Raw genomic sequence first — 20,423 nt, 5'->3', positions numbered from 1 at the left:
CCCCGCCCCCCCCCCCCCGCCCCCCCCCCCCCCCCCCCCCCCCCCCCCCCCCCCCGGGGAGTGCAACCACTCAAGGAAGTCATCAGCGACCGGCCCCGCCGACCCCCCTCCCTAACCCTCCCCCCCAAGGGGGGAGGGGACAGGAAAAGACGCCGCTCGCCCGCACGTCGCCGGTCCTGACGCACCCGGTTTTCAACCGCCACCACACGGAGACCGAGTTCGTCCGGTACGTCAAGCGGCTGGAGAACCGCGACATCTCACTCGTGCATTCCATGATCCCGCTCGGCTCCTGCACGATGAAGCTCAACGCCGCCAGCGAGATGGCCCCCGTCTCGTGGCCGGAGTTCGCGGCCGTCCACCCGTTCGCCCCGGAATCGCAGACCGGCGGCTACCGCACGATGCTCGCGCAGCTCGGCGACTGGCTCGCGGAAATCTGCGGCCTCGCGGCCGTGTCGTTCCAGCCGAACTCGGGGGCGCAGGGCGAGTACGCCGGGCTGATGACGATCCGCAACTACCACGCCGCGCGGAATGAATCCCACCGCGACGTGTGCTTGATCCCGATCTCGGCGCACGGCACGAACCCGGCCAGTGCGCAGATGATGGGCCTGACCATCGTGCCGGTGGCGTGCGACGCGAAGGGGAACGTCGATGTCGAGAATCTGAAGGCGAAGCTCGCCGAGCACGGCCCGCGGGTGGCGGCACTCATGGTCACGTACCCGTCCACGCACGGCGTCTTCGAGGAGCGGATCCGCGAGATTTGCGCCGCCGTCCACGCCGCCGGCGGGCAGGTGTACATGGACGGGGCGAACCTGAACGCGCAGGTCGGCCTCACGTCGCCGGGCGCGATCGGGGCGGACGTGTGCCACATGAACCTGCACAAGACGTTCTGCATCCCGCACGGCGGCGGCGGGCCGGGCATGGGGCCGATCGCCGTCGCCGCGCACCTCGCCCCGCACCTGCCGGCCGACCCGTTCCTGGGGACTGACAACGCGGTGTCAGCGACGCCGTTCGGCTCGGCGCTCATCACGACGATCTCGTGGATGTACTGCCGGATGATGGGGGGCACGGGCCTCACGAAGGCGACGGAAATCGCCATCCTGAACGCGAACTACGCGGCCCACCGGCTCAAGGACTACTTCCCGATTCTTTACACCGGCGACCACGGCCGGGTGGCGCACGAGTGCATCCTCGACCTGCGCAATTTGAAGGCCGAGGTCGGCGTCACGGCGGAAGACATCGCGAAGCGGCTGATGGACTACGGGTTCCACGCCCCGACAGTGTCGTTTCCGGTCGTCGAGACGATGATGGTCGAGCCGACCGAGTCGGAGTCGAAGGCGGAACTCGACCGGTTCTGCGACGCGATGATCGCGATCCACGGCGAGATTCAAAAGGTGCGGTCCGGCGAGTGGCCGCGGACGGACAACCCGCTGAAGAACGCCCCGCACACGGCCGCGGAGGTGGTCGGCGAGTGGCCGCACCCCTACTCGCGGGAGGCGGCCGTCTACCCACTGCCGTGGGTGCGGGAGGCGAAGTTCTGGCCGCACGTCAAGCGGATCGACAACGTCGGCGGCGACCGCAACCTGATCTGCACCTGCCCGCCGATGGCGGACTACACGAACTAAGCACAAAATCCGAAGTACGAAATCCGAAAGGAAAACCTGCGAGGTTCTTCTTTCGGATTTCGTACTTCGGATTTCGGATTTACCGCTACGCCGTCGCCGCGCGGACCGCGCCGCCGGGGACGCGGACGAACCGGAACACCGGCCCGGTCCCGCACCACCCGCCGAACGCGGCGACCGCCATCGACACCCACGCGCCGAAGAACGAGTACCACGCCACCCGCGTCGCGGCGTTCGCCGCCGCCTGCCGGTTGGCCGGGTCTTGCGCCGCGGCGCGGGCCTCGGCCGGGGCGTTCTGGGCCGTCCGCCGCCACTCCTCGATCCGCTCCGGCGGCACGCCGGCCCGCCGGGCCGCGTCCTCCCACTGGGCCTGGGTCGTCGTCTCGCCGGCGACGTTGGCCACGCCCATCATCGCGTTGTACCCCATCCGCACGCCGGCCGACATGAGGTAGACCAGCATCCCGAACGTCCCGGCCCACACGAGGATGCCGTACAGCACGCCCTCCAGCCGGTTCTCGCCGACGGTCAGCTGGCTGGCCACGTACCCGCCGACGAACAGCGACACGCACGTCACGACGACGGCGAATACGACCGCCCCGGTGCTCAGCGAGTCGGCCGACACCTTGTCGCTGATCGACAGCCCGACGGCCCCGCCGAGCAGCGACAGCAGGAAGTACATCGCCAACGACAGGGCGACCCCGGCGAGGATCGCCGACCACGACACGCGGGTGCGGACCGGGTACACGTCCTCGTTCTCGATCGGGAAGTCGGTCCGGTCGGTCCGGTCGCGGGTTTCGGGGGGCAAACGAGATTCGACGGCCATAATTGGTTCTCCAAAGTTGAGGGGATTATCCCGTGCGTTCTGCGGACGGTCGCGAACGGCCGAGCGGGAGTGGAGAACGGTCGGCAACTGATGTACCGAATAGGACGGGTAAATCCGAAATCCGAAGCACAAAATCCGAAAGAAGGCCGGGCTTCAACCGCCCTTCTTCTTTCGGATTTCGTACTTCGGATTTCGTACTTCCGAAGATTAGCGGCGCGGGTTGCCGAGCCGCCGCAGTTCCCGCGGCGTGAGGTTGTAGAACCGGTACACTTCCGTCCGGTACGCCGGCGTGTAGAAGCTCGGGTACGTCTTGATCGTGTACGTCGGGATGACCTTGTACTGGTCGGCCGTCAGGGACAGCGTGGCCGTCTTCTTCTCGAGGTCGAACTTGGTCGCGTCGAACGGAACGGTGGTCAGCTTGCCGCCGTTCTCGACGATCAGGTAGTCGAGGTTCCCGGCGTCGTCGAACACGAGGTCATCGACCGTGCCGACGCTCGTGTTCCCGTCGATGAGAATCTTCGTGCCCAACACTTCCTTCGCCCGGAACGTCTTGCCGGCGGTCGGCTGGACCGGGTCGGCCGCCGTCGCGGCCGCCGCGAAGAACAGGCACGCCGCCACCGCCCCGGCACGCAAGTAATTGCTCGTCATGGGTTGGTCTCCTGATAGAAACGGAACGACCGGACGGCCACGAAGCCGCCCCGCCGTCCGGCGACGGAACGAGAGCAACACGCGTGCCCGACGCGCGAATACAAACTCATCGGAGGGGCGTTCGCATGGCCGAAATCAGCCTGTTGCAGCGGCGGCGGGTCGAGGCGCTGTTCGTGAAAGAGTTGCTCGAACACCTCGTGCCGGAAGTCGGCCGCGAGAAGGCCGTCGCGATCGTCCGCGCGACGACGACGGCGATGGCGTTCCAGCTCGGCGAGCGGCTGTCGTCCGACGGCGATTCATCTCGCCCGCCGCTGGAGCGGTTCCGGCTGACGCTGCCGATGTGGGAGGCGGACGACGCGCTGCGGATCGACTACCTGGAGGAATCGGCCGAGCGGCTGTCGTTCAACGTGACCCGCTGCCGGTACGCGGAGCTGTACCGCGAGCTGGGGATGCCGGACCTCGGCGAGGTAATGTCCTGCACCCGCGACGGGGAGCTGTGCCGCGGGTTCCATCCCGGCATCCGCCTCACCCGCACGCAGACGATCATGCAGGGCGCGCCGCACTGCGACTTCCGGTTTGAAATCGAGAAATCAGCCACAGAGGAACACAGAAATCACAGATCAGAATGAAAACAAGATTTTTGGTTTGGTTCTGATCTGTTTTCTCTGTGTAATCTGTGGCCGTTCTTCATGAAAACCTTCTCGTCCGTTGGATGAGGTACTCCATGAGCGCCTTGTCGAACCCGACGCTCGTGTCCATCGGCACGTAATCGACGTTCGCCAGCCCGCACTCCCGCTTCCACGTTTCCTGAAACTCGCCGAGGCTCTGGAGGTAGTCCTCGCGGATGCCGCGGGCGTCGATGTCCTTCACGATGGTCCCCGTCTCCGGGTCCTCGAAGTCGTTGAGGCCGGTGAACGGGAACTTGACCTCCGCCTCGTCCAGGATGTGGAACAGGATGACCTCGTGCCCGGCGTGCCGCAGCCGGTAGAGGCTTTTGAGCACCGGGTCCGGGTCGGTCAACAGGTCGCTGAACAGCATGATGAGGCACTTGCCGCGGATGAGGCCGGCGAGCTGGAACAGCCCGTTGGCGATGTCCGTCGGGCCGGTCGGCTGGAGGTTCGCGAGGACGCTGAGCATCGACCCGAGCTGGCTCCGCTTGCTCTTCGGCGGCAGCACGGTTTGAATCTTCTCGTCGAACGTGACGAGGCCGACCGGGTCCTGCTGGTGGACCATCAGGTACGCGAGGGCGGCAGCGAGGCAGATGCCGTACTCGAACTTCGTGAGTTCCTGGCGGTACGTGTACCCCATGGACTTCGACAGGTCCATGACCAGGTAGCCGGTCATGTTCGTCTCGGCCCGGAACTTCTTGACGTAGTACCGGCCGGTCTTGGCGTACACCTTCCAGTCGATGTCGGAGATGTCGTCGCCGGGCGTGTACTTGCGGTGCTCGGAGAACTCGACGGAGAACCCCTGGAACGGTGACGAGTGGAGGCCGGTGAGGAACCCCTCGACGATGAACTTGGCCCGCAGGTCGAGCCGCGCGACCTGGCGGATGACTTCGGGGCGGAGGTACTTCTCGGCCGTGCTACTCATGGGGACATGTTATTCAAAGAACTTCGCCACCGGCACGGCGAAGCCGGGCAACACGTCCGGCAAGGTGAGCGTGTCGCCGTTGTGGAACCGCTGCGGCAGTTCGTCCGAGCGAAACACGCCACCCGAATCGGTCTGGGGGTCGAGGACGACCACGCACCGCACGCCGGCTTCAAGGTACTCGTGAGCCTTCGCGACCATCGCCGCTATGGTGTTGGCCGGCGACCGGACTTCGATCACCAGTTCCAACGGCGGGACCAACGCCTTCGGAAGGTTCTGGCCCACCGGCAACACCTCGTAACTGACGAAGCACACGTCCGCCCCGCGACAGCCATCGGGATTCACGGTCGTGCGGATGAACGTGTCGTTACTCATCACTCGCCCGAGTTTGCGAGCCTTGATGAAGTCCCCCACCAGGTACGCAGTCGTCGCGCAAACCTGTCCTTGCCTCGCGCCGGTCGGCGGCACAGGAGTTGGTTCTCCGGCGACAAGTTCGACGCCACTCTCGTCGCCGTAGCGATACAGGAATTCGTCCACCGTCATGGTCGCCCCCTCGCCGTCGGTCAGCATCCTACCCTGCCGGCCGGGCCGCGCGAAGGGCAGCCGGCCATGTATACTGGCGACATGACCACCCGCATGATCTCCGGCTGGGAGCGAAGCATGGCCGCCGCCGACGCCGTCCGCGACCGCCTGCGGCGGGCGACGGCCGCCCTCGAAGCCCGCGGCGTGCCGTATGCCGTGATCGGTGGGAACGCCGTCGCCGAGTGGGTCGGCCGCGTGGACGCGGCGGCCGTCCGCAACACGCAGGACGTGGACATCCTGCTGAACCGCGCCGACCTAGACGCGGCGAAGGTAGCGCTCGAAGGCGTCGGGTTCGTTTACCGGCACGCGGCGAGTATTGACATGTTCCTCGACGGCCCCGATGCGAAGGCCCGCGACGCGGTTCACGTCATCTTCGCCGGGGAGAAGGTTCGGAAGGAATACGTGCTGCCCACGCCGGACTTGAGTGAATCGGAACCCGCGGCGGACTTCCGTGTCCTTTCCCTGGAAGCGCTGGTGCGGATGAAACTCACGTCGTTTCTTCGCGGGGATCGGATGGACCTTCGCGACCTCATTGACGTAGGCGGGATCGACGCGACGTGGCCGGCGAAGTTCCCGCCGGAGCTGGCGGCCCGGCTGCAAGGGCTGCTCGACACGCCGGACGGGTGAGCGCCAGACTTCCGAAGTCCGGCTTCGACTTCGGAAGTCGATCCGGCACGGAGGCGTTCGCGGGGTTTGTTGACGCCTCTCTCCCCTCGACTTCCGAAGTCGAAGCCGGACTTCGGAAGTCTGGCGCTCTCAATACTCTTGCAGCAGCAGCGCCCCGTCCGCGGCGAACCAGCCCTGGCCGTCGATCTGGTAGACGCCGGCCGTCGCCGCCGCGAGGAACCGCACGGCCGCCTGTACCGTCGCGTCCAGCCGCGACTCGTCGGCGTGGTCGATCGGCTTGCGCAGCGTGACGAGCTGCTTCGTGTTGATGACGTGCTCCATCAGCGGCACGTTCGCCGGGCTGTAGGTCATCGTTTCCAGCTCGGCCGCAAATGCGTTCAAGTCGTCCCGCAGGTCGTCTTCCTCGGTCAGATAGCGCTCCAACAAGATCGGCGTCTGCCCGCCAGGGAGGACCAACTCGCCGCGGGTCCAGCCGAGGTCGTCCCCCTTGAAGTGCGGTTCCACGGCCAGCCCGAGCGCGTGCAGGTGCTCGGCGAGGGCCGACGGCGGGACGGCGGCCGCGGAGTGGGCGAAGATGCGGTGGTAGAACATGGGAGCGGGTCTGTCGGGTATCGGGTATCGGGTATCGCAGAACCGGGTTGCGAAACCCGATACCCGATACCCGTTATACCCGATGACTTACTCCGCCTCCTTCGCGATGCGACGGTAAATCTCGACCGCCTCCTTGAACGTCTTCTCCGCCTCCGGCCGCTCGGCCGGCCGGATGTTCATCGCCCGCGCCTTCCACAACTGCTCGATCACGCCGACGCACCACTTGGCGCTGTCGCGGGAGGCGCGGATCGGCTTGTCGTCCACCGTCACGAACACCGGGTTCGTGTGCAGTTGCGGGAACTGCCGGATCGCCACCCAACTGCTCCGCGTCGGCGTGAAGTCGAACGACACGTCGTGCAGCTTCTGATCGGCGGGAACGTCCTTCTTCGCGATGACTTGACCGTTGACGACGAGTTCGACCGTCCGCGTTTCCGTCGGGGCCTGCCGGCCGCCGACGGCCGTGCCGAGGTACAGGTGCCGGTCGAACGCGACCTTCGCCGTCACCGGCAGCTTCGTGCCGGCCGCCACCTTGATCGTGTCGCCGAGCTTGCCGTCGCCGGCCTTGAAGTCGAAGCAGTGGGCGTACCCGTCGGACACGTAGGACCGGCCGGCCGCGATCCCCTTGCAGAACGCCCCGTAGTCCACCATCTCGACCTTGCCGAGGTTCACGTACACGCGGCCCTGGCCGACCCGGCCGCCGCTGACGCACGGGAAGTCGGTCTCGCCGGACACCTTCAGCGGGAACCCGCAGTTCAAGATGTGGTACCAGCAGTTCCACTCGGCCACGCGGTCGGTGTCCATCGCGCTGATGAAGTCGCACACGCCGAGCGCCGACGTGACGCAGATCTCCTGCGCCCCGATGCCGCCCATCTCCGGGACGAGCAGGTTCGGCAGCTTCTGCACCTGCCGGTCCGTCCCCTTCCGCAGCTCAATCTCCGTCACCTTGCCGTCCTTGTCCGCGTCGAGTTTCTCGAACTTCTCCGGCAGCGGCCACGACCCGGCCGCGGCGTCGTCCTTCGTGACGTGCCCCTTCGTCCCCTTGTCGAGCGCCACGAACAGCCGGCGGGTGCTCGCCTCCGGGTTCACGTTCAGGCCGTTCGCCGAGTGCGCGTACCCGGTCACGCCGCCCTGCGCCTTGGCCCACTTCATGAGCGGCGTCGTCCACGTCGGCCAGCCTTTCAGCTTCGTCCCGTCGGAGCCGGGGTACGTCTGGTCCCGCAGGTTCAGCAGGTTGACGTGCCCGAGCGCCTGCGAACCGAACCCGCTCACCTCCACGTCGTACTTCAGGACCGTGAACGGCTCGCTCCGCTCCCACGGCTTCGCGTCGAAGAACTTCCGCTGGAAGTCGTAGCACGGCCCCCACGTCAGGCAGCAGCCGACGTTCAGCCCCTCCCCCTTGACGTGCAGGAACATGTCCTCCGGCATGATGCCCTCGGTCGGGTTCGTGTAGTGGGCGCACCCGGCCGCGTGGATGTGGTGGTCGCCGCTGTAGAACCCGAAATCCGCCGGGTTGATCCAGCGCTGCAGTTTGAACGTGAACGCCTGTTCCATCGGCGGCACGTCCGGCGGCGGGTTGGTGAGGACGCCGGGCTTGAGCGCGGTGTCAACGAGGTGCTTCACGGCGATCTTCTGTTGAATGACGTGGTACTCCGGCCCGCGGCCGTACTCGACGAGGAACTCGCCGGGCGGGAGCAGCACCGTGCCGCCGTCGGCCCGGTAGATTTGCTTCTGGAAGAAGAGATCGACGCCGAGCCGCTTCGCCTGCGGCGGGTAGACGTGCCCGGCCGCGTCCGTGAACGTGAACCGGCCGACCGTCGGCTTGCCGTCGAAGTCGAGCACCTTCAGCTTCACCGGGATCGCCGGCTTGATGTCGAAGACGACCGGAACCTCCGCGCGGAACCCCAGGTCCTGCGTCCCCTGCCCCGCGTCGAACGTGACGGTCAGTTCCCGCTTCCCGGCCTCGCTGGAGTAGATGAGGGCGATAGCGTACTCGACCTTCAGCCCGCTGAGGTTCTGCGTCATCGGCGGGGATTGGAACATCTCCAGTTGCGCGAACCGCTTCACGATGGTCGCGTCCGCCTTCGGGTCCCGCTCCTGGCGGCCGGCCCCGGAGTAGACCGGGCCGGACAGGGAGCTGCCGACGGACAGCCGCTTCTTGAGCGCCGCCTCGTTCGTCACCTTCACGAGCACCGGCGTCCACCCGGCCTGTTGGAGCGTCGGGGCGGCCGGCCCGGCGGCGACCTTCACGCGGGCTTCCGGGTTGATGCTGACGACGAACAGCACGCGGTCGTCGAGCAGCTTCTGGATTTCGCCCGCGTCCTGCTTCTCGACGGCCGCGGCCAGGTCCTTCGCCACGTCCTTCGGCAGCGGCGTGCCGAGGAAGTCGAGGGCCTTCATCACCCGCTCGGCGTTGGCCGCGACGGGTTGGCCTTCTTCCTTGACGACCAACGGTTTGTCGGCGGCGAGAAGGGCGTGTGAGAGTGCAAGAGCAAGAACGAGGGAGAGAAGGGATCGCATGGCGGGAACTCCGGGGCGCGGCGGGCGGACCCTTGTGTTACCGCGCGGCCGGCGGGAGTGCCAGTAATTTCCGCCGCGGGCCGGGCGCGAAAAAACCGCCGGGGAACGCCCCCGGCGGTGGTCGCGTGCGGGAATGGAACGGCGGGTCACTTCTTCGGCAGGATGTCCTTCAGCGAATCGACGATCGCGGTCACGTCCTTGTCGGCCAGCTCGCCCTTCTTGAAGGCGAACGTCTTGGCGACCTTCTTCTTGACGTACAGCACGACCGTCACGTCGGCGTCCTTCGCGATGTCGTACCCGTCCGGGCCGCTGACGTTGTCGATCCCGAGGACGACCTTCTTGACCTTCGCCTTCTCGCCGAATTCCTTGACCTTCGGCTCGGCCTTGTCGTCGTCGCTGAGCAGGACCACGAACGACCCGAGCTTGGCGGACTTGTTGGCTTCGGCGGCTTCATCGAGCTTCTTGACCAGACCGGCCAAGGCGGGGGTGAGGTCGCGGGCGAAGACCGCCGCAACCGGGTTGCCCCCGTTCTTTCAGACCGGGCACGCCTTCTCGCCGGCGTCCGGCCCCGTCACGAGGAGCGGGTGGAAGACGTTGACCGACTTGCCGACCTCCGGGCCGGACTTCAAGTCGGCCCCGACCCCGGCGGCGGCGAGCAGGCCGGCGCAGAGGGTCGTGAGCACGAAACGGTTCATGGGATGAGTTCTCCGGGATTGCACGCGAGCGCGGCTATTCTGCCGTGGGGACCGGCGAAAGGGAAGGGAAATCGGCGGAAACCGGCGCAAAAAAACCGCCGGGGCGGCCCCGGCGGCTTCGTTCGACGGCCGTCGGGTTACTTCGTCGGCAGGATCTTGGACACGTCCTTCGCGATCGTCTCGATGTCGGCGTCCTTCAGCTCGCCGGCCTTGAACGCGTGGTTCGCCTTCACGACGTGGTCGGTGTACAGCAGCACGGTCACGTCCGCGTCCTTCGCGATCTTGTACTTCTCCGGGCCGGCCGGGTTGTCCACGCTCACGACCAGCGTCTTCAGCCCTTCCTTGTCCACCATCTTCTTGAGCGCGTCGGCGGCCTTGTCGTCGTCCGTCAGGAAGACGGCGTAGCTGCCCATGTCGGCCTTCTCGTTGGCCTTCGTCGCCTCGTCCAGCTTCTTCAGCAGCTTCGCGACTTGCGGGTCGGTCGTGCTGCGGGCGAACACCACGGCCACCGGGTTGCTGCCGTTCTTGCAGTACAGGCACGCCTTCTCGCCGGCCTTGTCCCCGTTGATGTTCAGCGGGTGGAACGGCCCCGGAACCTTCGCGCCGGTTTCCGGACCGGACTTGACGTGCTCGGCGTAGGCCACGCCGAACGTCGCGGCGGCGACGACGGCCGCAACAAGCATCTTCCGCATCTTTGGAACTCCTCGGAACGTGAGAGTGGGAGCGACCGACCCACCGAATCCGATAGGTCGCGGACATTGTAGGCGGGAACCGCCCGTCGGGAACCAATGGCCAGCGACGGATACCGACGCCGCGGGGGAATCTTTCTGAGAAATGCGGTTCAGCGGACGCCCGAAAAGGTTTGATCGGGCCGCACGGTGTCGGGTTTTCGGGAGGGCGTGTGAAAGAATCGAGAAGAATCCGGTCCCCGCTTTCGGCCGGTTCCTGTATGAATGTAGCGTGGCAAGTTGAGGACGACGCGGCCCACCCTCGCAGGCGACGGCCACCTCCCATCGGCTCCTCTCGCTCCCCTGCCTACCTCTCGTCCGACATCACGCTTCCTTTTCGAGGTGCCCATGCACGGGTCTCACGCTCGCCGGGCGTTCACGCTCATCGAACTACTGGTGGTGATCGCGATCATCGCCATCCTGATCGGCCTCCTGTTGCCGGCCGTCCAGAAGGTCCGGGAGGCGGCCGCCCGGATCAAGTGTACGAACAACCTGAAGCAGCTCGCGCTGGCCGTCCACAGCTACGCGGACGCGAACGGCGGGAAGCTGCCGGTCGTCCGGGACGTGGGCACGGTCAACGCCAGCGTGCCGACCGGCCTGAGCCTGCACTCGGTGTTCTTCCGGCTCTTGCCGAACATCGAGCAGGACAACGTCTTCAAGCTGTACGCGACCGGGGCGACGCCGGCCGCGTCCGCGACGAGTTACGGCACGGCCGTCGGCAACCGGCCGATCCCGACGTTCCTCTGCCCGTCCGACCCGACCGGGAACAGCGGGCTGAAGACGTTCAACACGGACATCATCCACAACGGGGCGACGCTGGCGTCGGCCGTGCCGATGACGCCGGGCAGCTACGCGGCCAACGGGATGCTGTTCGGCCAGACCGGGCCGACGTTCCCCGGCTCGCTGGCGGACGGCACGTCGAACACGGTCGTGTTCACCGAGCGGTACATGGAGTGCGGCACGGTCCCGAACCTGTGGGCGCTCGGCGGGATCGCGACCGTGACCGTCTCGACCGGGTCGTTCCCCGGCACGTTCACCGCCACCCCGGTCGTCACCTACGTGGTGCCGACGGCGATCCAGGCGGCCCCCGGCACGGGGCAGTTCGCCCCGGCCAGCCCGGTGACGCTGAACACGACCGGCCAGGTCCTGGGGTACGTGGGCAACGGGCCGACGAACGGCGGCGGCGGCACGCCGACGGCCACGAACCCGACGCCGCCGTTCCAGGCGGCCGTGTCGCAGGTCGCGTGCAACCCGGCCGTGCCGCAGTCGGCCCACACCGGGATCGTGCTCGCCGGCCTCGGCGACGGCAGCGTCCGGACGATCAGCGGCGGCGTCGCCCCGCAGGCGTTCTACTCGGCGATCACGCCGAACGGCGGCGAGACGGTCGGCCTCGATCAGTAAACGAATGCGGGCGGAGAGACCGATCCCCTCCGCCCGCGTTTTACCGTTAGTCGATCATTTCTTCTCGGCCGGCTTCACCTTCGCCTTCAACTGGTCCCACTTCGCGAACCCGGCGTCGCGGGCCTTCTCGGTCGGGAAGGCGTAGTAGAGGTAGCTGAACTTCAGCACGTCGTTGCCGGCCAACCCGGCCGGCCGGTTCTTCACCTCGACGCCGAAGTCCTCCACCTTCTGGTCGGTCAGGATCAGGCTCATCACGAGGGCGATGTCCCGGACCTGGATTTCGTGGGCCGTCCGCTGGCCGTTGACGAACCACGTGACGGTGTGGGCCGTCTTGTCGGCCATGCCCTTCGCGAGCACCGGGAGCACGTCCTTGCCGCCGACACGGGCGGCGGTCGTCAGGGCGATCATCCGCGTCGTCGGGGCCGTCCCCGCGGTCGTCAGCACCCGCTCGGCGTACTTCCCGACCGGAAACTCCTTGAAGTTCAACAGCCCGGCCAGGCTGAGCGCCTGGGAGATTTCCAGTGGGTTGGTCCGGGTGTCCATCCAGTGCGCCAGCAGCTTGCGGAGCGGCTCCCCGGCCGGGGCGGTCAGCGCGTCGCGGACGTGCGGCCGCGTCATCAGGCTGGTGAGGGCGTAGGAGTTCGTCCGGTTCGTGATCGTGACCCCGGCCTCCGCGAACAACAGGGCCGCCACGTCCGCGGGCGACGGCGTCCGCGTCGTGGAAGCGTTGGCAACCCGGATCGCGACCGAGTAGAGTTGTGCCCGCCGGGCGAGCACGAGCGGCTCGGCCTCCGTCGGCCGGCCGTGGGCCCGCAGCAGTTCCACGTTCACCTTCGTGCGGCAGGCGTCGGCGTAGAGTTGCCGCGCCGCGGCCGTGTTCCCGGCGACCTCCCGGAAGGCGTCCCACGCCGGCAGGTCGTGGTCGAACTTCCCGTCCGCGTCGGCGAGGAAGACCGCGAGCCGGGCCTTGAGGTCGGCGTCCCGGACGGCCGGCAGGAGCGTCTCGCACCGGTTGCGGACTTCCGGGTCGGCGGTCGTGTCGAGCGTGTCGGCGAGGACCGGCAGCGCGGCGCGGCCGAGCTTCCTCAGCTCGCGGGTGGCGTCGTCGCGGACCTGGAACACCGGGTCGCCGAGCTTGGCGGCGAGTTGCTTCGCCCGGTCGGCCTGCTCGGCGGTCGGGGCGAGTTTGGCCGGGTCCGGGTCGATGGCCACGGCCGGGCCGAGGAGGGTGAGGAAGGCCGAGATCGCGGCCGCATGGCGAGTCATGGCGGCGGCTCCACGGGGAACGCGGGAGAGGGAATCGTTCCGACATTCTACCGACCGCCGGGGCGGGCGAGTAGTTTTCGTCGAACCAGGCCCGACTTCCGAAGTCCGGCTTCGACTTCGGAAGTCGAGTGGGGGCCAGCACGCACGGAAGGGAAGAAATGCTTCTGCGCGGGATCGACTTCCGAAGTCGAAGCCGGACTTCGGAAGTCGGGTCGCTCACACGTGCTTCCCCGCCAGCCAGCCGGTGCTCCACGCGGACTGGAAGTTGTACCCGCCGATCCACCCGTCGAGGTCGAGTACCTCGCCGGCCAGGAACAGGCCCGGCTGCCGCTTGCTCTGCATCGTGCGGGAATCGACCTCCGCGAGCGCGACGCCGCCGGCCGTGACCTCGGCCTTCTCGTAGCCGAGCGTGCCCCGCACCGGCAGCCGCAGCCGCTTTGCCGCGGCCACGAGCTTCTGCCGCTCGACCTTACTGAGCGCCGCCGCGCGCCGGTCGGCGGGGAGGCCGCATTGCGCGAGCAACTGGTCGCACACGCGGCGGGGCAGCATCGCGGACATTACCCCGGCGAGCAGTTGCTTGCCGTTCGCGGCCGTCTCGGTTCGCAGGAAGTCGTCGAACGCCGGCTCCTTCACCGTCGGCAGCAGGTCGGCTTCTAGGGTCAGGCTTGTCGGTGCGGCGTGGCCGCTGATCGCCCGGCTCACGTCGAGCGGGGCCGGGCCGGTCAGCCCGAAGTGCGCGAACAGCGTCGAGCCGCGGCGGGCCGAGAGGACTTTGCTTTCGTCCAGCACCTTCAGCCCGATGTCGGGGAGCGTGACGCCTTGTAGTTCCTTGATCCACGCCGGCTGGACCGTGACCGGCACGAGGGCCGGCCGCGTCGGGACGAGGGTGTGGCCGAACTTCGTGGCGAAGGCGTACCCGTCGCCGGTCGTGCCGCAGCCGGGGAACGAGAGGCCGCCGGTCGTGACGACGACGCGCTCGCAGGTGGGCGAGCGCTTGTCCGTGACGACGCGGAACCCGCCCTCCGGCAACGCGACCACGTCGCGGGCCGGTTCCTGGAGCGCGAGCGTCGCGGCCGTGCGGGCGAGCCGCCGGAGGAGGGCGTTGAGCACGTCGAGCGCGCGGTCGGAGACGGGGAAGATTTTACCCGTCTCCTCGACCTTCGTGGCGACGCCCTCGGCTTCAAAGAAGTTGATCGTGTCGCGGACGCCGAAGGTGGCGAGCGCGGAGTGAAGGAACTGGCCGTTGTGCCCGAAGGCTTCGACGATGCCGCGGTTGTCGCAGTCGTGGGTGATGTTGCACCGCGTGCCGCCGGACATGAGGATTTTGACGCCGGGCTTCTTCCCCTTCTCGAGCAGCAGCACGCGGCGGCCCCGCTCCGCGGCGTGGATCGCGGCCATGAGGCCGGCCGCCCCCCCGCCAAGAACGATGGCGTCGAAGTCGAAGGGGTCAGCCATCGGGAGTGTTCAGCACGTGGCGAAGCCGCTCGTCGAGCGGTGGCGGGTAGCGGTCGGGCCAGGACCAATCGAACAGGCCGACGCCGAGCAGGTCGCGGAGGTACATCCCATCGACGTTGCGGTCCCGGACGAGCAGCATGCGGAGCAGGGCTTCGAGCGTGATGACCGGGAAGCGCGGCCCGTTGATCCGTTCCGAAACGTCGGGGAGCGGTAACAGGTCGTCCGTCCGCACCCGCTCGTCCGCGATCCAGAGCCGGACGCCATTTCGAGGCTTGCCGTCCGGCCCGTCGCCGAAGGCCCCTCGAAATGCTTCGGGCCGGTGGACGAAGCCGGCCGACTCGAACGCCGAGCGAGCCGCGTCGAAGTCTGCGTCGCGGATCAGGAAGTCGGAGTTCGGCGTGCCGCGGACCGCCCCGTCGTCCTTCGTTTCGACCCAATACGCGACCGCCTGCCCGCCGATCACTGTATAGGGAATGCCGGTGGCGTTAAGGGCGGCAACGGCCCGTTCCCGGCAGAGACGGACGTTCTCAAGGGCCTGGAACATCCTTTCCCAAGAAGGCTCGAAGAGCAGTTGCGCGGCCATCGGTCGTCTCCACGGTTCGATGTCCGGCCTGTATCCAAGTCAAAGCAGAGCGCACCCGACAACGCCCGTACCGAGCACCCCCGCCACTGACCATATCACCTGTTCGTCGGTCAACCGTGACGGTGCGTCCGGGGTGAAAAACCGTGTCCGCCAAGCGGCCGAGAACCAAGCGGCCACCAACCACCCGCCGGACAGCAGACTGCTGGCTAGAAGCCCCCTACCGAATGCGTCAAACCACATTCCGGCCGCTAAGGGGACGTTCCACAAGACAACAATCACAACCATGCCAAGCGGTCGGAGATTTGCCACCTGCGGTACCCTCTTTCGGCGAGCGGGGGCGTAAGCCCCCTGATTCTTGAGAAGCTCCCACGAGAATCAGGGGGCTTACGCCCCCCGCTCGCCAAGAGTCACACCTTCATCGCGTACACGCCCTCGGCGGCGGCGACGCCGGCCCCCGGCGTGATGCCGGCCCCCGCCGTCTTCAGCACCTGCTCCAGTGCGGCCAGCACGAGCAGCACGCTCGCCGGCTTGCTGTTGTGGCCCATCAGCCCGATCCGCCACGCGAGGCCCTTGAAGTCGCCGAGGCCGCCGCCGATCTCGATGCCGAAGTCGTTCAGCAGCTTCTTCCGACACGTCATGTCGTCCACGCCCGCCGGGATGCGGACGGCGTTCAGCTGCGGCAGTTGGTGGGCGGGGTCGGCCGTGTACTCCATGCCCAGCGCTTCGAGGCCGGCCTTCAGCGCTCGGTGGTTGCGGACGTGCCGCGCCCAGCGAGTTTCCAGCCCTTCTTCCAGCACGATGCGAAGTCCTTCGCGGAGGGCGTAGACCATGCTGATCGGCCCGGTGTGGTGGTACGCCCGGTCGCCGCCCCAGTATGTGCCGATCAACGTCAGGTCGAAGTACCAGCTCTGGCACTTCGTTTTGCGCGCCTTGACCGCGTCCATCGCCCGCTCGCTGAACGTCACCGGCGACAACCCCGGCGGGCAGCCGAGGCCCTTCTGCGAGCAGCTGAACACCGCGTCGAGTTCCCACGCATCGACTTCGAGCGGCGAACAGCCGAGGGAGGTCACCGCGTCCACGACGACCAGCGCGCCGAACTCGTGGGCCAGCTTGCCGACCTCCTCCATCGGCTGCAGCGCACCGGTGGACGTTTCCGCGTGGACCAGGGCCAGCACCTTCGGCCGGACCGACTTCAGCGTGTCGCGGAGCAAGTTGAGGTCGAAGACCGTCCCCCACTTCGCGTCGAGCCGCGTGACCTGCGCCCCGGTGCGGCCGGCGATGTCCACCATCCGGTTGCCGAAGTACCCCATCGTCGCGACGACGGCCTTGTCGCCGGGTTCCAGCAGGTTCACCAGGCACGTCTCCATGCCGGCCGTGCCGGTCGCGGAGATCGGCAGCGTGAACTTGTTCTTCGTCTTGTAGACCTGCCGGCACATCTCCTGCGTCTCGAACATCAGCTCCATGAACTGCGGGTCGAGGTGGCCGAGCAACGGCGTGGTCATGGCCGTCAGCACGCGGGGGTGCGCGTCGCTCGGGCCGGGGCCGAGCAGCAGCCGCGGGGCCGGGGCGAGTTGGCCGGGGATCGTGGACATGGCGTGGGTTCTCGTGATGAAGTCTTCGTGGCGCGGCCGGCACATAGTAGTAGGCACACTCCGTGTGCCGTTTCCTTCACGCCGCCGGGACCGTGTGAGGGTCTCCGCGGCCCTCAGCAGACGGCACACGGAGTGTGCCTACTACTATGTGCCGCCGGGACCACGTCCGGGTTTCTGCGGCTGTCAGCAGACGGCACACGGAGTGAGCCTACTACTATGCGCCGGCCGCGTTCGTGCGGTCGATGATTAGCTTACTGATCGCCTTGAACTGCGGGTGCGTCGAATCGCCGAGCCACTCGAACGCGACGGCCTCGGCCGTCGTCGGCACGCACCCGGCCCGCTCCAACCGCCGGACGGCCGTGGCGTGATCGACGAGGTTCCGCGTCGCCAGCGCGTCCACCGGCAGGAAGACGGTGAAGCCCGATTCGAGCAAATCGAACGCGGTCTGCGCGACGCAGACGTGCGTTTCCATGCCGACGAGGACGACGTTCGGCCGCCCGCCCCGCCGCAGGTCGGCGAGGAACCCGGCCGCGCCGCAGCAACTGAACGCCGTCTTCGCCGGCAGGTTCGGCGGCAGCCGGCGGGCGATGGCCGGCGTCGTCGGGCCGAGGCCCTTCGGGTACTGCTCGGTGGCGAGCGCCTCCACGCCGAGGAGGGTGGCGGCGTCCAGGAGGAAGCCGACGTTGCGGACGAGGTCGTCGGCCGCGGGGATTTTCGCGAGCAGCTTGTCCTGCACGTCCACGACGACGAGCGTGCTGGTCGCGACGGTCAGCCGGGGGATGGCGGGCATGGGATTTCTCGTAGGGCGGGTCAAGGCTTTGCGCCGACCCGCCGGGGACCGCAACCACACGGAAGGGACGCCGAACCGGCTGGCCGCGCGGCGGGTCGGCGCAAAGCCTTGACCCGCCCTACTTCAGCGCCGCCGCCAGGCGGTCCAGGTCCGCGGACACGCGGGCCGCGTCCTCGGCGGTGAACGCCCGGTTCGCGTACCGGTGCGCGTCCAGCGCGTCCGCGACCCGGCCCGGCACGTCGGCGACGGCCTCCGCCCCCGGCCGCGCCCGCAGCCACGCGGCGGCGGCGGCGGCGACCTCGGCCGGCGTCTGGCCGGCCGTCAGCGGCAGGCCGCGGGCGGTCAGAACCTCGACCAACCGCGTGTACCACGGGACCGGATCGACCGCCGCGGCCGCGGCCGCCGGCACCGGCGGCCGGCGGCGGTTGCGGACGCGGCCGACGAGCACGATCCCGCCGAGCAGGGCGACACCAAAGGCGACGACCCACGGGCCGTTCCGTTTCCCGAATTCCTGCGCGTCCTCCCACAGCTGCTTCTGCGTCTCCGGCGTCAGCCCGGTGATGAACATGCTGATGAGCCGGCTCCCCTGCTTGCCGGCGGTGTCCGCCTCCCCGGCCGCGACCGCCTCGTCGATCGACGGGGCGGTCGGGTCGAGCGTCTGCCAGTACCACTCCCGCCCGTCCCCGTCGCGAGCCGGCCGGGACACGAGCACCTCCACCCAGGCGTGGGCGTGGTCCTGCCGGACCTGGTACTCGCCCTCCTGGAGTTGCTCGCACCCGCGGTAGCCGATCACGAACTGGCACGGGACGCCGACGCCCCGGAGCATCAGCACCAGGCCGGACGCGAACCGCTCGCAGTGCCCGGCCTTCGTGTTGAACAGGAAGTCCTCGACCGGGTCGATCGTCCGGTTCTGCCGGCGGAGGTTGAGCGTGTACTCGTACTCGCCGGAGAACGCGAAGTGCTGCTCGAACGCCGCCGCCACGGCCAGATGGTCGTCCGGGTGGGGGAGGAGCTTGACCGGGTCCATCCGGTCGCGGACGGCCGCCGGGAGCTTCCCGGCCCGGATCAGCCGGTCGAGCAGCTTCTTCGCCTCGGCCGCGATCCGGGACGACGCCACCTCGACGAGCGTGTTCCGGCTGCCGTGGACCTGCGGGTCGTCCACGTTCAGCCGGTGGTACGCGCTCGGCTGGTCCGGGACGGCCCGGCTGATCTGCCAGTACTGCCGCGGCTGCTCCCGGTGGGTGGAGTCCAGGACGACGCGGAACGACCCGTTCTTGAACCCCTCCGCGTGCGCGTACCCGCCGCCCTTCACGTAGATCATCGGGGCCGGCTGGTCCGCGGCGTGGTACACCGGGTCCGCCATCGGCGTGCCGAACGTCTTGGCCTCGAGCAGGAACTCCAGGTAGATCGGGTCCGACCCGATGTCCGGGAACCGGCGGTCCGGGACGACCCGCGAGCTGCCGCTGGCCATGACGAACAGCGGGCCGAGGGCGCTCGGGTTCCACAGCCCCTTCGGGTAGTTGTACGTGCAGTGCGCCCGCACCCGGAACCGCTTGTCCTCCGGGATCGCGGCCGGCGACCCGTCCGGCCGGGTGACGAACACCTTGAACGCCGGCTCCGGGTTCGCGTGCAGCTCCCCGGTCCGGGACAGGTCCACCCCGGTCGGCGACAGGCCGGTCTCCATCCGCGAGTTGAACAGCTCCCACCGCAGCCCCTGGGACCGCGGCGAGACCAGGAACAGCGGCAGCGTCAGCACCCCGCCGATGGCGACCCACCGCAGCGCCCGGACGAGGTGCGACCGGCCGAGGCGCTCGGTCGGCGTCGGCTTGCCGACCCCGGCGAACGGCTCCGCGACCGTCGGCCGGGACCGGGCCACGAAGAACCACCGCGGCAGGTACGTCTGCGGGCTGAAGATCGCGCGAAGCCCTTCCACCGGCTCGAACGGCGGCGGCGGCGGGACGTGCCCGGCCGACCGGCGGACGTAAAAGAGCGTCAGGCTCCACACGCCGGCGACGGCGTAGGCCGTCAGGAGGACCATGAACCCCACGTCGTCGGTCATCGCCCCGGCCACGCCGACCATGGCGAGGCCGAGGCCGTGCAGCGCCCACCAGTCGCCGACGTGCTTCGGGCGGAACAGCTTCGCCGGCACGAGCAGCATCATGAGGGCGGCCATGTACGGCAGCCCGCCGGCCGGCCACGGGAGCACGTTCATGAGGCTGTCCGCCCGCCGGTAGTGCATCCCGAACCAGAGGGCGGCGAGCAGGAAGATGCCGCCGCCGAGGACGTTGGCGTTCTGCAGGGACATGACCCACCCGCGGCGGTCGCACACGAACGCGGCGACCATCAGCGCGGCGACGATGCCGGTGAAGAACGAGACTTCCGGCAGGTACTCCCACTCGGCGTACCCGGTGCAGGCGCACGCGAGCATGAGCGTGAGGTACGTGCTGAACCGGAACGCGAAGTCGGTCGGCATGGGGGCATTGTAGCGGGCGAGCGAGTGGGCTTTATATAGCCGCCGGCTTGCCGGCGGGCTTTGGAAGTCGCAGAACCCCGCCGGCAAGCCGGCGGCTATATAAAATCCGTCGCGCCACGGATCAGCATCATACCTCGCCTGAGTTTTCCGACTGTCCCGCCAATTTCGCCCGCCGGTCGGCCCGGACCCTCAATTCCCGTTCGCCGCGGCGGGAAATTTCCTTGACCTCTTCCGACCGATGTTATCTCTATTGGGTAGCAGCCTGTGACCACGACCGGTCATTCGGTAGCCACGATTTCGACAACCGGCGGAACTAACCCTCGCCCGCCGTCGTCGAAGTGTCACGGTATCGTAACCCCCGACTGCTCGACTCGCGGAAACCACCGTCGCCGTCGCACCGGTCCGCCGCCCGTCCGGGTCGGCCCCGAACGCCCCCCGACGCC

19 protein-coding genes are annotated in these 20,423 nt (G+C 68.2%); 4 read left to right on the top strand and 15 right to left on the bottom strand.

Going from position 1 to position 20,423, the window contains the following annotated elements; translation table 11 throughout:
• Nucleotides 1-1,622: aminomethyl-transferring glycine dehydrogenase subunit GcvPB (gcvPB, locus tag AC5JJ2_RS12040; protein WP_495858232.1), on the top strand; the 1,622-nt coding region annotated here is incomplete at its 5' end.
• A gap of 85 nt (nt 1,623-1,707) precedes the next feature.
• Here gcvPB and AC5JJ2_RS12035 read toward each other — a convergent pair.
• Both AC5JJ2_RS12035 and AC5JJ2_RS12030 read right to left on the bottom strand, forming a co-directional pair.
• Nucleotides 1,708-2,442, bottom strand: coding sequence for a hypothetical protein (locus tag AC5JJ2_RS12035; RefSeq protein ID WP_495858231.1), 735 nt, complete (start codon nt 2,440-2,442; stop codon nt 1,708-1,710).
• A gap of 207 nt (nt 2,443-2,649) precedes the next feature.
• The gene (locus AC5JJ2_RS12030) at nt 2,650-3,090 is read right to left on the bottom strand and encodes a PRC-barrel domain-containing protein (protein WP_495858230.1); all 441 of its coding nucleotides are present in this window, start codon (nt 3,088-3,090) and stop codon (nt 2,650-2,652) included.
• Nucleotides 3,091-3,215: 125 nt separating this feature from the next.
• Between AC5JJ2_RS12030 and AC5JJ2_RS12025 the strand changes: the two genes are divergently transcribed.
• Nucleotides 3,216-3,719: an L-2-amino-thiazoline-4-carboxylic acid hydrolase gene (locus tag AC5JJ2_RS12025; RefSeq protein ID WP_495858229.1), complete on the top strand. Its 504-nt coding sequence runs from the start codon at nt 3,216-3,218 to the stop codon at nt 3,717-3,719.
• Between the two features lie 58 nt (nt 3,720-3,777).
• Here the strand turns inward: AC5JJ2_RS12025 and AC5JJ2_RS12020 are convergent, their stop codons facing one another.
• Nucleotides 3,778-4,683, bottom strand: a complete 906-nt coding sequence (locus AC5JJ2_RS12020; RefSeq protein ID WP_495858228.1) for a DUF58 domain-containing protein — start codon at nt 4,681-4,683, stop codon at nt 3,778-3,780.
• Between the two features lie 9 nt (nt 4,684-4,692).
• The gene (locus AC5JJ2_RS12015; protein ID WP_495858227.1) at nt 4,693-5,250 is read right to left on the bottom strand and encodes a Uma2 family endonuclease; all 558 of its coding nucleotides are present in this window, start codon (nt 5,248-5,250) and stop codon (nt 4,693-4,695) included.
• A gap of 54 nt (nt 5,251-5,304) precedes the next feature.
• On the opposite strand from AC5JJ2_RS12015, the gene AC5JJ2_RS12010 reads away from it, so the two are divergent.
• Nucleotides 5,305-5,889 (top strand): hypothetical protein, encoded by a 585-nt coding sequence (locus tag AC5JJ2_RS12010; protein WP_495858226.1) that lies wholly within the window; start codon nt 5,305-5,307, stop codon nt 5,887-5,889.
• Between the two features lie 129 nt (nt 5,890-6,018).
• On the opposite strand, the gene AC5JJ2_RS12005 is transcribed toward AC5JJ2_RS12010, so the two are convergent.
• The 5 genes from AC5JJ2_RS12005 to AC5JJ2_RS11985 all read right to left on the bottom strand — a co-directional run bounded on the left by AC5JJ2_RS12005 (nt 6,019) and on the right by AC5JJ2_RS11985 (nt 10,384).
• The gene (locus tag AC5JJ2_RS12005; protein WP_495858225.1) at nt 6,019-6,480 is read right to left on the bottom strand and encodes a hypothetical protein; all 462 of its coding nucleotides are present in this window, start codon (nt 6,478-6,480) and stop codon (nt 6,019-6,021) included.
• 87 nt (nt 6,481-6,567) lie between these two features.
• Nucleotides 6,568-8,997, bottom strand: coding sequence for a CehA/McbA family metallohydrolase (locus tag AC5JJ2_RS12000; RefSeq protein ID WP_495858224.1), 2,430 nt, complete (start codon nt 8,995-8,997; stop codon nt 6,568-6,570).
• Between the two features lie 146 nt (nt 8,998-9,143).
• Entirely contained in the window at nt 9,144-9,476 is a 333-nt protein-coding gene (locus AC5JJ2_RS11995; protein ID WP_495858223.1) for a hypothetical protein, read from the bottom strand.
• A 54-nt stretch (nt 9,477-9,530) separates the two neighbouring features.
• Nucleotides 9,531-9,692, bottom strand: a complete 162-nt coding sequence (locus AC5JJ2_RS11990) for a hypothetical protein (RefSeq protein WP_495858222.1) — start codon at nt 9,690-9,692, stop codon at nt 9,531-9,533.
• Between the two features lie 137 nt (nt 9,693-9,829).
• Complete coding sequence (locus AC5JJ2_RS11985; protein WP_495858221.1) at nt 9,830-10,384, bottom strand: hypothetical protein; 555 nt, start codon at nt 10,382-10,384, stop codon at nt 9,830-9,832.
• Nucleotides 10,385-10,768: 384 nt separating this feature from the next.
• Here AC5JJ2_RS11985 and AC5JJ2_RS11980 point away from each other — a divergent pair, with 384 nt between their 5' ends.
• A complete protein-coding gene (locus AC5JJ2_RS11980) occupies nt 10,769-11,821 on the top strand; it encodes a DUF1559 family PulG-like putative transporter (protein WP_495858220.1) in 1,053 nt (350 codons plus the stop codon).
• A 54-nt stretch (nt 11,822-11,875) separates the two neighbouring features.
• On the opposite strand, the gene AC5JJ2_RS11975 is transcribed toward AC5JJ2_RS11980, so the two are convergent.
• The 6 genes from AC5JJ2_RS11975 to AC5JJ2_RS11950 all read right to left on the bottom strand — a co-directional run bounded on the left by AC5JJ2_RS11975 (nt 11,876) and on the right by AC5JJ2_RS11950 (nt 19,980).
• Nucleotides 11,876-13,087 (bottom strand): hypothetical protein, encoded by a 1,212-nt coding sequence (locus AC5JJ2_RS11975; RefSeq protein WP_495858219.1) that lies wholly within the window; start codon nt 13,085-13,087, stop codon nt 11,876-11,878.
• 216 nt (nt 13,088-13,303) lie between these two features.
• Nucleotides 13,304-14,542, bottom strand: coding sequence for a BaiN/RdsA family NAD(P)/FAD-dependent oxidoreductase (locus AC5JJ2_RS11970; protein WP_495858218.1), 1,239 nt, complete (start codon nt 14,540-14,542; stop codon nt 13,304-13,306).
• On the bottom strand, nt 14,535-15,125 hold the full coding sequence (locus tag AC5JJ2_RS11965; RefSeq protein ID WP_495858217.1) for a hypothetical protein: 591 nt from the start codon (nt 15,123-15,125) through the stop codon (nt 14,535-14,537). The genes AC5JJ2_RS11970 and AC5JJ2_RS11965 overlap by 8 nt, the downstream gene beginning before the upstream one ends.
• Before the next feature lie 407 nt (nt 15,126-15,532).
• Nucleotides 15,533-16,717 (bottom strand): pyridoxal-phosphate-dependent aminotransferase family protein, encoded by a 1,185-nt coding sequence (locus AC5JJ2_RS11960; protein WP_495858216.1) that lies wholly within the window; start codon nt 16,715-16,717, stop codon nt 15,533-15,535.
• A 214-nt stretch (nt 16,718-16,931) separates the two neighbouring features.
• The gene (locus AC5JJ2_RS11955) at nt 16,932-17,507 is read right to left on the bottom strand and encodes an isochorismatase family protein (protein ID WP_495858215.1); all 576 of its coding nucleotides are present in this window, start codon (nt 17,505-17,507) and stop codon (nt 16,932-16,934) included.
• A 118-nt stretch (nt 17,508-17,625) separates the two neighbouring features.
• On the bottom strand, nt 17,626-19,980 hold the full coding sequence (locus AC5JJ2_RS11950; protein ID WP_495858214.1) for a transglutaminase TgpA family protein: 2,355 nt from the start codon (nt 19,978-19,980) through the stop codon (nt 17,626-17,628).
• Nucleotides 19,981-20,423: the final 443 nt, after the last annotated feature.

This window comes from Limnoglobus sp., from assembly GCF_059499385.1.
Note: the sequence above shows the minus strand (reverse complement) of the source record. Positions and strands in the feature narration are given on the sequence as shown.